Source organism: Methylotenera sp. 1P/1, assembly GCF_000384355.1.
GTDB lineage: Bacteria > Pseudomonadota > Gammaproteobacteria > Burkholderiales > Methylophilaceae > Methylophilus.
In genome coordinates this window covers 1,718,142-1,730,894 of sequence record NZ_ARWC01000001.1, presented here as the reverse complement: position 1 = coordinate 1,730,894, position 12,753 = coordinate 1,718,142, and the positions used below count along the sequence as shown (strand labels likewise).

Genomic DNA, 12,753 nt, shown 5'->3' with positions numbered 1-12,753 from the left:
TTTAAATCCTAGCCAATACACATAATTAATCATGAGGAGTATGTTATGAATATCGCAAAAACAAAACCATTCGTTACTTTAAGAGTTGCCCTATTAATTGTTGCAACCAGTTGTTTTGCATCCAGCAACTTAGCGTTTGCTGATGAAGAATTTTACGGCACGGTTGAGAGCCGCCCTGCTGAAAACCCTGGTATTTGGGTGATCAGTGGTCAGCAAGTCGAAGTCACTGATAAAACAGACATTGATAATGATCATGGCCCTTTGGTGGTCGGCTCATGCGTTGAGGTTGAGCACAAAAAAGGTGTGGTGAAAGAGATTGAATCTGCCAAGCCAAGCAAATGTGGTAAAAAATAATCGCACGTTAGCCAGTGCCTAGGCTTATCGATTGGTATGCCTTAGAGCATGAATAACCCACAGCAGTTATTATTGTCTGGGGGATAAGCCTAACTGGGCTCAAGCCCCATAAAAAAGCCAGCATGCGCTGGCTTTTTTATGGGTTAAAGCTATCTAAAAGCGATTACACTTTTTGATACACTTCACTGCCTTTTTTCACAAACTCAATGGCTTTTTCTTGCATGCCTTTGTGTAGGGCTTCTTGTTCAGAAACACCTTGCTCAGCTGCGTAATCACGTACATCTTGTGAGATTTTCATGGAGCAGAAATGCGGGCCGCACATTGAGCAGAAGTGCGCTTGTTTTGCACCTTCTTGCGGCAAGGTTTCGTCATGGAATTCCTTGGCTTTTTCCGGGTCTAGGCCTAGGTTAAATTGGTCTTCCCAACGGAACTCAAAACGCGCTTTACTTAATGCATTGTCACGGATTTGCGCACCGGGGTGGCCTTTGGCCAAGTCTGCAGCGTGGGCTGCGATTTTGTATGTGATGATGCCCACACGTACGTCCTCTTTGTCTGGCAAGCCCAAGTGCTCTTTTGGCGTGACGTAACACAGCATTGCACAGCCATACCAGCCAATCATGGCGGCGCCGATACCTGAGGTGATGTGGTCATAACCCGGTGCGATGTCAGTGGTTAATGGGCCTAAGGTGTAGAACGGGGCTTCACCGCAATGCTCAAGTTGCAAGTCCATGTTCTCTTTAATCAGGTGCATCGGTACGTGCCCTGGGCCTTCGATCATACATTGCACGTCGTGCTTCCAAGCGATTTGTGTCAATTCGCCCAATGTTTTGAGTTCTGCAAATTGCGCTTCATCGTTGGCATCGTAAATAGAACCTGGGCGTAAGCCATCCCCTAATGAGAAGCTCACATCGTAGGCTTTCATGATGTCGCAGATGTCTTCAAAATGCTCATACAAGAAAGATTCTTTATGGTGTGCTAAACACCATTTCGCCATAATCGAACCACCGCGTGACACGATACCAGTCATGCGTTTTGCGGTCATCGGAATGTAAGCTAAACGTACACCCGCATGGATGGTGAAGTAGTCCACACCTTGTTCGGCTTGCTCAATTAAAGTGTCGCGGAAAATTTCCCAGGTTAAGTCTTCGGCTTTGCCGTTTACTTTTTCTAAGGCTTGGTAGATAGGCACGGTACCAATCGGCACAGGTGAGTTGCGGATGATCCACTCGCGTGTTTCGTGGATGTTTTTACCGGTGGATAGATCCATCACGGTATCGCCACCCCAACGGGTACCCCACACCATTTTTTCTACTTCTTCTGAGATGGAAGAACCCAATGCTGAGTTACCGATGTTGGCATTGATTTTCACCAAGAAGTTACGGCCAATAATCATCGGCTCGATTTCCGGGTGGTTGATGTTTAGAGGAATAATGGCGCGGCCACGTGCAACTTCGTCACGTACAAATTCTGGCGTGATGACTTTAGGAATGCTGGCGCCAAAATGTTGGCCTGGGTGTTGCGTTTGTAGCAACTCGCTCATGTTCTCGCGGCGTTGATTTTCGCGAATGGCAATGTATTCCATCTCTGGCGTGATGATGCCTTTACGTGCGTAATGCATTTGGCTGACGTTTTGGCCGGCTTTTGCGCGCAATGGCTTGCGGTGCAAGTTAAAACGCATTTCAGAAAGTTCTGGGTCTACCAAGCGTTGGTGACCAAATTCTGAGCTTGGGCCATCCAGTTGTTCTACATCGCCACGTTCCATAATCCAACCAGCGCGCAGCGCAGGCAAGCCGTTACGGATATCAATACTGACATCTGGATCCGTGTATGGACCTGATGTATCGTAAACCACGACAGGTGGGTTCTTTTCTGCGCCAAAAGCAGAAGGCGTATCGCTTAAAGAAATTTCACGGAACGGTACGCGAATATCTGGGCGGCTGCCTTCTACATAAATTTTGCGTGATTTGGCAAAAGGTTTGGTTGCGCCTTCATCTACAGAGGCGGTTTCGTTAAGAAATTTAACTAGATTTTTATCGGTGGCGTTCAAGGCATGCTCCAAAAATTAATAGCGTAAGGAGCATAAAGGCGCTTCCCTACGGCGGTATGACCCGCATCAGGTTCGAAGGGTGTTTCTCACTGCAAAAACCATATAAAAATAAGGATTTACAGACCCCTAGCAATAGGCGAAATGTACGCGAAAAATCGTTGAAAAGCAAGAATTTACGTTAAAGAATACGATTGTGTTGTCGTTATGAATGTGGAGAGAGTAGATACTTTTTTAGTAAAAAATGATATAAATACACTTGTACAAAAAACAGAACATTCATTTTTATCACTTATGATTTTAATCGCCATTTATTACTTGTTAGCTATTGCTGTGCTAACGCTGCATTTCACCGGCCACTTAGAGCGCTGGGGAATGGAATGGCTGGTATTTGTGTTTGCTGCAACTGTTTTCCCAGCTGTGCTTTATCTATAGCGTATTAATTCTAGAGTATATATATTCTATAGCTTATATATCCTATAGTTTCTTAGTCTGTAATTTCTTAGTCTGTAATTTCTTACAGAAAAAACTGATCTCAAATCGCACTTATAAAACTTCTTAACGAAGTTTTTTGCTTTTTTGAAGCCTATTTTATAGGTGCGGTTTCTTTAGAAATTCTGCCGCCAATGCCGTTTGTTGTTTAAGCCCTATATTCACCGCGCTTGGAAATACGCCATTGAGCCAAGCAAAAAAGCTTTGCGGTTGCCCAATAAACAGCTCCTGTTTCTCTTGCTCTAGCGCTTTCACAATCAAGCTGGCCACTTTGTCCGGCTTATCTACCGCATTGCCGGATTTTTTCCACATAGCATCTACATTCGGTGCATTCATAGGCGTATCAATCCCTCTGGGGGCAACGTAAGTGACACCAATGTTGGTATTAACCAATTCACGTCTTAACGCTTGTGAAAAGCCATGCACGGCAAACTTGGTGGCGCAGTAGGTGGCAAAGTGCGGAAAGCCCAGTGAGCCGAAAATAGAGCCGATAAAGACAAAGTGGCCTTTATTGGCTGACTGAAAATCAGGCAGTATTGCGCGTGTGAGTTGAATCAATGCTGTGACATTGGTATTGACCATCTCTGCGATGCGCGCATCACTTTGGTCTTGTAGCTCAATAAAATCCAGTACACCAGCGTTATTGATCAATATATCAATATGACCCAGCGCAGCCTTGGCCTGTTGAATGAGTGCGGTGCTGGCACCTTCATCACTCAGGTTGACCACAAGGCATTCGGCCCTGCCGCCGGCTTGCTCAACTTGCTGTTTAAGTGCGTTGAGTTTTTGCGCGTCACGCCCCACTAAACCGAGAATGGCTCCTTTTTTGGCTAGCAGTAAAGCGACCTCACGGCCCAAGCCACCAGTTGCACCCGTGAGCAAGATGCGTTGTTGCGATAATTGCATAATGTTTCCCTTCATCAATCATGACATGGTGCGGGCTGCAACATCTCTAAATACATCGCCATACAGTTTATAGAACATTTTTGCGGCGTGAATCACAATAGCTTGGTCTTTTTCATCCGTGATTTGGTTCATCAAACTCTCGTAGAACGAAACATGGCTGATATCCAAGGAGCCATGAGACAGCAAATAGCTAAACGCCTTTTTAGGTAGATTTAAACTGGACATTAGCTGTTCACCTGCTTGTGTAGCCACCGCTGTGCTGGTGCCTTCTAGCACCAATACCATGCCAAAAAAACCGACTGGATTAACGCGGTAAATCATGTCGTAAGCATAGGCCACCATCAGTTCAGTCGCTTGGCTCGGGCTGGAGTCGGCATTGCTTGCATTACGCACTGCTTCTTTATCGGCACCGCATGTTGCTATGTCGTTCAGCACCCATTCTTGGTGCCCCATCTCTTCTTCAATATATTCACCAATGGCGGTGCGTAGCCATTCGTATTGACCGTTTAAACGACCGCCGCATGCCATCAACAACGGTGTGGTGTGTTTGACATGATGATACGCTTGTGTGAGAAACGCAATGTAGGTTTGTAACGAGATATTGCCAGCGCCGCCTTGTTGAATCAGGGGCAGACTCATCAGGGTATTGCGCTCTTGTTCTGTAGCGGCAATGAGTTGATGATAAAACGTCATAGATATTCCTTTTCTGCATAGAGTGCTTCAATATTGTGTTGGTATGACTGCCAAATAGCCTCACGTTTGAGGCGGCCATTGGGCGTCAGTTGTCCGTTATCCACGCTAAATGGGTCGCGGCTAATCAGCCAATGACCAATCCGTGCGTAATCCGGTAGTTGCTCATTCAGCGCGGCAATGCTGCCCGCCAATGTAGTGTTGTCTGTGGATTTCTGAGAGATAAAGTCTTGGCTCAGGGTAATCACCGCCACATTCCAAGGTTTGGCTTCGCCAAATACGCAGGCTTGTTGAACGCCGGGCAAGTGGCGCAATTCAAGTTCTATCCATTCTGGCGATACATTGCGTCCAAACGAGGTGATGAACATGTTTTTTTTGCGCCCTTGTAGAAACCAAAAGCCATCTGCATCGCAATAGCCTATGTCTCCGGTGGGCATCCAGCCGTCGCCTTCAAAGTTGGCGGGTGCGTGGGTATAGCCAAGAAAGTTTGAGCCTTTGACTAAGATTTCGTTGTCATCGGCAACACACATGCTGATATGTGGCAGCGGTTTACCTACGCTGCCGATTCTTTCTGCTTCTGGTGTGTTGAGGGTCACGACAGAAGCACTTTCTGATAAGCCGTAGCCCTCGTACACCGGCAGGCCGAGTGCGCCAGCGCGGTGTAGCAATGCGCTCGATACATGCGCGCCGCCTACGGCAATGAATCGTAAATGTATGAGCGCTGTTGCATAGGCATGTGCTGCTTCGGTTTCGCACAATTTAATCAGCGCGTTCAACAGTTCTGGAATCAGAATGACAGTAGATGCTTGGCTTAAAGCCAGTGCCGAAAACAGCTTTTTCACATCAAAGTTTACACCGGCAAATCCCACTTGCTCGGCAGGGTAGAGATGTACGGTCGCACCCGCAATCAGGCTGGCATACACCCCCGCTACATTTTCTAACAAGGTGGACAGTGGCAACACACATAAGTGGTGGTCATTTGGGGTGAGTTTGACCGAAGACTGAATGGCTTGTGCCACTTGTAGCATGGCTTGCTGGCTTAAACATACCCCTTTGGGTGCGCCGGTAGTGCCAGAGGTATAGGTGATTTTGGCGGTATTTGCCGCTATAGGTGTGTCAACAGTCATGAGTTGATATTCCGTCAGCTCTACATCTGCAATTTGCGTGGTGGTTTTATGGATGATGCGATCACCCAAAATAGCATCGTAGCGCGCAGCTTGGTCGGTGATCAGTACGTTAACCCCTGCATCTTGAATGGCATGCTGCAGTTGCGCATCTGAAAAGAAAGCGGGCAGTGGCACTTGCGGCAGGTTGAGCTGCAACGCTGCAATATCCAACACTACCCAGGCAGGTTGGTTCTGGAGCGCAATGGCAATGCGTGTATGGTCTGCAAATTTGGCTAAATGAATGCTGGCTTTAATAATGCAGGCATTCAACATGCCATACGTGAGCGTGCTTTCTAGGCCATGCAAGGCAACGCGGTCAGGCGCTTGCCTTGCATGTTGAATAATGGCTGAATGAATCATAAGGCTGGATTAAAGCGAATTAGCTACTCCACGTATGGCAATGATTTGCGGCAGATGGCGATAATACGTACCCCATTGGCTTAATGCTTCGGGGGTGAGTCGGTTTGGATTGGCAGGTGCTAACGCATACACATCACGCCCACCTTTGATTAATCCATTTTGTAAGCTGTGATGCGCCGTAGCCACGCACCACTCAATACCAATATTCAAACTGTGTTGAATCACGTGTGCGATGAGTACGCCTGCATTACGTGGATTGGCAACAGCCAAATTACCAATACAAGTGATTTCATGGCGGGTAATGCTTCTACCCAAGCGTTCGGACATCAGTTGCTCAATCGGCACATCGATATATTGTTCCAGAAACAATTTTTCATGCGCTGCAGCATGTAGACCAAAGGCTGCCATCAGCACGCCATTGGTATCGCGTAGGGCGACTAAATCCGGCATAAATTGTGTGATATTGGCGCCATACACTTGCTTAAACACTGTTTGAATAAAGCGCTCTACCTCGGCACGGCATGGCGCATCAGGGGCAACAGTGTGTGCAGTAATTTCGTTCACTTGATAGCGTTTCGACTGGGCGAAATCCCTCAGTTGATAAGCAGTATCAGCAGTATACATCGTGGATGTTGCAATGGCTGTGGTAAGCATAGGCGCCCTTTTAGTAATGACTTGAATGGATAGATGCAAGCCATGTGCCATCTATTTTTGTCGATATAAATCATATGGTTAACCTATTTTCACCATATATATCATGCAAATTTTGCACGATTCATCAGGTAGGCTATTTTAATTGCCTGCAAAAAACGTAGGGTTTTTGCAGTAGGCATGACAAACATGCTGCAGTGCTTGTACGCATAAGGCGTGCCTATTTTTTATAACTCACTGTTTAATAAAGATAAATTTTAATATTTAAACGGTTGTTGTTTGCTTTTCAAGTAGTTGGCATATCCCTTGCGAATATCTGCACACAAGCATTGCTGCATCCAGCGTGTTTGTTTATTCCAAATACAAAAGAAGAATCCCATTGCTTATGCAGTCAACTGTCCCTGCAACAACATTCAACTTGCCCAGCCAGCCGGGTGAGGCCAAACAGTCCATGATGTGGACCTATGTTTTGTTCTGGTATCTCACTGGCGTGACGCAGCTATTAATAGGCATGTCGCGTACCGCTTCGTTTGAGGGCTTCAAGGACGCCACGATTACGGCATTGCTTTGGTTGATTCCATTATTGTTGTTACCTAAGCATGCAAAAAAAGTGACTGGGCTTTTTGCCGTATTGGTTTGGTTGCTGGCACTGCCTGGCTTCGGTTATTTTTTGGTGTATCGGCAAGAGATCACACAAAGCCTAATCTTTATTATTTTTGAGTCGAATCAATCGGAGTCCAGAGAGTATTTCCAGAATTATTTTTCTTGGACCATTGGGCTAGGCTTCATTCTATTTACCGCTATCCCCGTCTATCTATGGTCCAAAATTGATGCATTCACCATCAAGAAAACCACTGCCTACGCGGCTGTGCTAGGTATTTTGTTGGTGGTGTTTGCATATCCCATGATTAAGGCCATCAAGGCCAGAGATATTGGAGTGGCCTATAGCACGATAGATCGCCATTTCGCTGTGTCTTCTCCTTGGCAGCTATTGTTGGGATACATGCATTACGAGCGTGAGTTGGGCGAGATTGAGCGTAATTTGCTGAGTTTTAAGAAAATTCCACCATTGACGCATTTAACGGAGCAGGCCAAGCCCTTACCTACCACGGTTGTCATCGTCATAGGTGAATCCACCAATCGTTTGCACATGGGCTTGTATGGCTACCATCGCGATACCAATCCCAAGCTCAGCAGCATTCAGAATGAGCTCAGTGTGTTTGATAACGTATTTGCCTCTCGCCCCAATACGATTGAGAGCTTGGAGCAAGTGCTTACTTTTGCCAATCAGCATCACCCGGATGTATACAAAACCAAACCATCGTTGATGGCCATGATGAAGCAAGCCGGCTATCGCACTTACTGGGTGAGCAATCAACAAACGCTCACGGCCAGAAACACCATGCTCACCACCTTTGCCAAGCAGGCGGATCAACAGGTGTTTTTAAATACCTCACGCCAACAAAATGCCTATAGCTTTGATGAAAAAGTATTGGCGCCTTATACGGAAATTCTTAATCGGCAGGATGAGAAAAAGCTCATTGTTGTGCACTTACTGGGCACGCATATGAAATACGCGTATCGCTACCCGGAAGCTTATGACGTCTTTCATGATGACAAAGGCCTGCCCAAAGATTTATCAGCAGACCAAGTGGAGACCATTAATGCGTATGACAATGCCGTGCGTTACAACGATAGCATTGTGTATGCCCTGATTGATCGCCTGAAACATAAGCAACAGCATAGTTTGCTGGTTTACTTTTCTGACCATGGTGAAGATGTCTACGACTCTGCACAGCATGATTTTCAAGGCCGCAATGAAGCCAGCCCGACTTACGCTATGTATGCCATTCCGTTTGTGGTTTGGCACTCACCTAATTGGGTCAATGCACCCTTGTTAGCCTCTCCTGAAATACTGCATCGCCAGTTTGATAATGCAGACTTTATTTACGCTTTTTCTGACCTGATTGGTTTGCGCTATGACGGCTTTATGCCGCATGAAAGTGTAGTGAATAGTGCATTTTTGGAAGACCCCATCTTGGTAGGCAACCCTTATGGCAGGTCGCTGCAACAGTTGGTTGATACCAAGGCATTAACGCGCCATGACTACGATTAGTCAAATACAGTCCAAATCTATGCGAGTGCAAGCTACTGATATACGCGGTATGCGCCACCTCACTGCGTGGCAGCGCAAAGCACTTTGGGGTTTGCTGTTATTGGGTGTGCTAGTGCTCATCACCCTGCGCTTTGATGCCATTGATATTGCCTTTGCCGATTATTACTTTGATGCACAGCAGCAGATTTTTCCTTGGAAAAACACTTGGTTTGCCAAAACCTTGATGCATGGCTATGTGAAAACCATATTGCAAGTGGCGGCTGCTTTGGTGTGCTTAGCTGTGTTGTCTGATGGTGTGAAACCATGGCTGAATGCGCCATTGTTACGTGTCAGGTTGCGCTTTATTGCTTTATCCGCAGTGCTGATTTCTAGCATCACTACCTTGCTTAAACAAACCTCCGTATTGCATTGCCCGTGGGATATCGATCGTTATGGGGGTGCTTACCACCATCTTTCATTCTTTGATGCCACACCCCTGCACTACCTTGCAGGCCATTGCTTTCCTGCCGGGCATGCCACCACCGGGCTTTGGTTGGCTGCTTGCTGTGTGTTCTGGTTGCCGCATCAACCCAAGGTTGCGTGGCGCGTAGGTTTAGCCGGGCTGAGCGTTGGCATTGCCTTGGGTTGGGTGCAGCAAATGCGTGGTGCCCACTTTTTATCACACACCCTCATGACGGTCTGGATAGCTTGTTTCATTCTGTTCTGCCAGTTCATGTTTACTCCATCACTCAATAAGAAATAGACATTTATGCTGCAATTGATACAACGGACCACATCGCACTTTTGGCCAATTACTTGGCGCTTGCAATCTACACAAGTCATCACATTATGTGTGGCCATATTTTTAATGCTGTTTGCCAACCATGCCTTGTTTAGCCATGTGTTAGAGATTTATCCGCTGACAGCGGCGAATATGCCATTTTTGGTTTCTGTTGCGATTTTCTTTACTGTACTCACCGCCTTGTTTTTGTTGTGGATCACGTTTGGTCGTGCTGCTCGCTGGGTGCTTGCATTGCTATTGCTATTGGCATCGCAAGCGGCCTATTACATGGATCAGTTTGGTGTGATTGTGGACACCGTCATGATCGACAATATTCTGCAAACCAGCGCTCAGGAGGCTTCTGGGCTATTGAGTGCCAAGTTGTTGATGTACACAGTGGTGATGGGGCTAATCCCCGCTTGGTTTGTATTAAAAGCCATGCCTAGTCCGCAGTCTTTGCGTCAAGAATGCATGGCTAAATTGAAAATATCGGGCATGTTGCTGCTATTGTTGGTGGTGGTTGTGGCACCACTCACGGCGCACTACGCTTCGTTTATTCGGGAGCATAAGGTCACGCGTATGTATGCAAACCCCACATTTTTTGCGTATTCGGCCATTAAATATGTCGTGTTGGCGTTTCAGTCTTCTGAAGTGAAAACACTGACAGAAGTGGCGAAAGATGCTGTGGAAATGGATGTAAAACGTGAGCATGAGCTCATGATTATGGTAGTGGGGGAAACCGCACGTGCAGATCGCTTTTCGCTGAATGGCTATCATCGGCTGACCAACCCCAAATTGCAGCAAGAGGATGTGGTGAGTTTGCGTAATGTGACTTCCTGCGGCACCTCCACTGGTATATCCGTGCCTTGCATGTTCTCGGTGCTCACGCGTAAGCAATTTGATAAAGAAAAAGCCAAACACATGGAAAATGCACTGGATGTGTTGGCGGACAATGGCATAGAGGTGTTGTGGCGAGATAATAATTCTGACTCTAAAGACGTGGCCACGCGCATACGCTACGAGGATTTTAAGACGCCTACATTTAATACCGTGTGTGATTCTGAATGCCGAGATGTGGGTATGCTAAAAGGGTTAGATGCGTATATCCAATCTAAAAAAGACAAAGACATTTTGATCGTGCTGCACCAAATGGGCAATCACGGCCCGGAATATTACCGCCGCTATCCCAAAGCCTTTGAGCGCTTTAAACCCGCTTGCCAGAGTGGTGAGCTGAGCACTTGTACGCAGCAGGAAATTGACAATGCCTACGACAATGCGATTTTGTACACGGATTACTTTTTGTCTGAAGTGATTCAGTTTTTGAAAAAATATGATGACCGTTACGAAACCGCTATGTTGTATGTGGCCGATCATGGCGAATCATTAGGGGAGCATGGTATTTACCTGCATGCGGCACCGTATATGATTGCACCTAAAGAGCAAACGCATGTACCGGCGATTATGTGGATGGGCAAAGGGTTTGATTACAGCTTAGACCAACTCAGGCCTTATCAGGATTACCCGTTTAGCCATGATGATGTATTTTGCAGTTTGTTGATTGCGTATGAATTGGATTCGGAAACATGCAACGCTAAGAAACAGGTGCTGTTTGCTAACAAACATTTAAAGTAACCTTAAGTAACCGTACTTACTTATTTGCAGTTAAGCCGCTCAGGTGCATCTGTTGAAATTTGATCTTTGGCTATCCACAATATTGGGCGTACACGGTGGTCGGCATGGCAGGCATCCACATAGCCGATACTGCCCTTGGTGTCAGTCACGTAACGCAGCATGGCCTCCTCCGATTGCACGCTGCGCGGGGGTCTGATGCCGTGGAAGTATTGTTCATTCCAGTAGTCGGATTGCTCTCTAGGCAGGTTATTGAGTACAGCTTTAGAAAATAGTAGCCGCAGCGGATGCTCTGCATGCAAGTTGACCGGTTGCATGGGAAGCCCGCCTTGCCAGTATTGTTTTTTGCGCCAATAGATCAGGCGTAGCTCGCTGATAGCGATACTGGAAACAGGCGCTATTTCGGCGTTGCTAGAGACAATCACGGCAATCACCGTATTGTCTTCCGCATAAGCATGCGGAATCGGCAGGCTAAACAGTGCCAGCAGCACGCATACGGTTGAAAAAGGCGCAGACAAGTGACGCATTAGAATAGCACCGCAAATGTACCAATGAACCCGCGCGGTGCTTCTGGTATATCGCCGCTGCCCCCTACAAATTCAAATTTGAGTAATTGGTTGGGTTTGAGTCGTTTGGTTGCGCCCAATACCCAGCGTTCTGCACTGCCATAAGCGGGGTGTTCAAAGGTTTCCAGTCGTGTCAGCCAATACCATTCGTTGCCTAGGTGATACGCACTTTGTAGATAAGCACCACTGCCAGCCTGCTTGCCTTTATTGGTTTCGCGGTAAAAGCCTTCGCCGCTCAACTCCCAATCGCCTAAATGGGTAACAAAGTCTAGGCCCACCATACGGTAGTGTGGTGAGAGTGCAGTATCCTCTTTGAAACTCGCAATCGTCAGGCCAAGGCTGATGGGCGCGTTCAGCGTAAAGCGAGCACCGTTGACATGCTTGTAAATAGTTTCGTCATCTTCTTTTACCTGATCTTTTAAGGCTTCTAGGAATACGGAATATTCAAACGCATAATCTTGGTAGGGCACACTGCCATAAAGCATTAGGCCGTTGATGGAGCTGGGGAAAAGCAGCTCTGTGACCACCGGGCGTGTAGATGTCCAAACTAAAGGGGCGGCGTGAATGAGGTTCCAGCGGCCTGCGGGTGTTAAAAAACGGCCAGCGCGTAAATTGAGTTTTTCTGAGAGGTTGTAATCAAAATAAAAGCGTTCTAAATCGAGGTAGGCATCGCGTGTAGTGAAGCCTTGGGTATGATTCCATGATAGTGGTTCTTCTAACTCAAACTCACCAAAGAATTTTAGGCGGCCTTCATTTTCCCAAGTCAGGATTAAGCTCAGTTCATTTACAAATGCACGCGCTTTGCTATCACGTGGGATCTCAATGCCTGCACTGGAGTAGCCGCCTAAATGGAAATTATCGGTAAAGTTGCTATCGTCTTCCGCCCATGTTGGCTTGCACAGGCCGAACAGGCTAGTTACACTGGCAATCACACATATGAATCGTTTAAACATAAAAAACCTCAGCATTTGGCATCTACTCAGTACAGCGATTGTGCGCAGATGGCGATGGCAGATTGT

The 12,753-nt window shown here is 46.8% G+C and carries 12 protein-coding genes and 1 riboswitch; of the genes, 5 read left to right on the top strand and 7 right to left on the bottom strand.

Translation table 11 applies throughout. The features are described 5' to 3' along the window. Positions 1-45 precede the first annotated feature (45 nt). Positions 46-354, top strand: a complete 309-nt coding sequence (locus A3Q3_RS0108245) for a DUF5666 domain-containing protein (protein WP_020183114.1) — start codon at positions 46-48, stop codon at positions 352-354. Between the two features lie 163 nt (positions 355-517). Here the strand turns inward: A3Q3_RS0108245 and thiC are convergent, their stop codons facing one another. Next, positions 518-2,401 carry a phosphomethylpyrimidine synthase ThiC gene (thiC, locus tag A3Q3_RS0108240; RefSeq protein WP_020183113.1) on the bottom strand — a complete coding sequence of 628 codons (1,884 nt, stop codon included), beginning with the start codon at positions 2,399-2,401 and terminating at the stop codon, positions 518-520. A 26-nt stretch (positions 2,402-2,427) separates the two neighbouring features. After that, positions 2,428-2,539: riboswitch (TPP riboswitch) on the bottom strand. Between the two features lie 66 nt (positions 2,540-2,605). Here thiC and A3Q3_RS13800 point away from each other — a divergent pair. Further along, positions 2,606-2,833 (top strand): hypothetical protein, encoded by a 228-nt coding sequence (locus tag A3Q3_RS13800; RefSeq protein WP_020183112.1) that lies wholly within the window; start codon positions 2,606-2,608, stop codon positions 2,831-2,833. 156 nt (positions 2,834-2,989) lie between these two features. Here the strand turns inward: A3Q3_RS13800 and A3Q3_RS0108230 are convergent, their stop codons facing one another. From A3Q3_RS0108230 to A3Q3_RS0108215, 4 genes are read right to left on the bottom strand one after another with little or no spacing between them, the layout of a single operon-like run. Then, complete coding sequence (locus A3Q3_RS0108230; RefSeq protein ID WP_020183111.1) at positions 2,990-3,796, bottom strand: SDR family oxidoreductase; 807 nt, start codon at positions 3,794-3,796, stop codon at positions 2,990-2,992. A gap of 18 nt (positions 3,797-3,814) precedes the next feature. Next, a complete protein-coding gene (locus A3Q3_RS0108225) occupies positions 3,815-4,489 on the bottom strand; it encodes a TenA family transcriptional regulator (protein WP_020183110.1) in 675 nt (224 codons plus the stop codon). Then, positions 4,486-6,012 carry an AMP-binding protein gene (locus A3Q3_RS0108220; protein WP_020183109.1) on the bottom strand — a complete coding sequence of 509 codons (1,527 nt, stop codon included), beginning with the start codon at positions 6,010-6,012 and terminating at the stop codon, positions 4,486-4,488. Before A3Q3_RS0108220 ends, A3Q3_RS0108225 begins: the two co-directional genes overlap by 4 nt. A 9-nt stretch (positions 6,013-6,021) precedes the next feature. Continuing rightward, positions 6,022-6,666 carry a thermostable hemolysin gene (locus A3Q3_RS0108215; protein WP_033425110.1) on the bottom strand — a complete coding sequence of 215 codons (645 nt, stop codon included), beginning with the start codon at positions 6,664-6,666 and terminating at the stop codon, positions 6,022-6,024. 382 nt (positions 6,667-7,048) lie between these two features. Between A3Q3_RS0108215 and cptA the strand changes: the two genes are divergently transcribed. From cptA to A3Q3_RS0108195, 3 genes are read left to right on the top strand one after another with little or no spacing between them, the layout of a single operon-like run. Then, complete coding sequence (gene cptA / locus A3Q3_RS0108205; RefSeq protein WP_020183107.1) at positions 7,049-8,779, top strand: phosphoethanolamine transferase CptA; 1,731 nt, start codon at positions 7,049-7,051, stop codon at positions 8,777-8,779. Further along, on the top strand, positions 8,766-9,521 hold the full coding sequence (locus tag A3Q3_RS13795; protein WP_020183106.1) for a phosphatase PAP2 family protein: 756 nt from the start codon (positions 8,766-8,768) through the stop codon (positions 9,519-9,521). Before cptA ends, A3Q3_RS13795 begins: the two co-directional genes overlap by 14 nt. Before the next feature lie 6 nt (positions 9,522-9,527). Continuing rightward, a complete protein-coding gene (locus tag A3Q3_RS0108195; RefSeq protein WP_020183105.1) occupies positions 9,528-11,171 on the top strand; it encodes a phosphoethanolamine transferase in 1,644 nt (547 codons plus the stop codon). A 20-nt stretch (positions 11,172-11,191) separates the two neighbouring features. Here A3Q3_RS0108195 and A3Q3_RS0108190 read toward each other — a convergent pair whose 3' ends face one another. Next, a complete protein-coding gene (locus tag A3Q3_RS0108190; RefSeq protein ID WP_020183104.1) occupies positions 11,192-11,695 on the bottom strand; it encodes a hypothetical protein in 504 nt (167 codons plus the stop codon). Then, the gene (locus tag A3Q3_RS0108185; RefSeq protein ID WP_020183103.1) at positions 11,695-12,687 is read right to left on the bottom strand and encodes a hypothetical protein; all 993 of its coding nucleotides are present in this window, start codon (positions 12,685-12,687) and stop codon (positions 11,695-11,697) included. Before A3Q3_RS0108185 ends, A3Q3_RS0108190 begins: the two co-directional genes overlap by 1 nt. Positions 12,688-12,753: the final 66 nt, after the last annotated feature.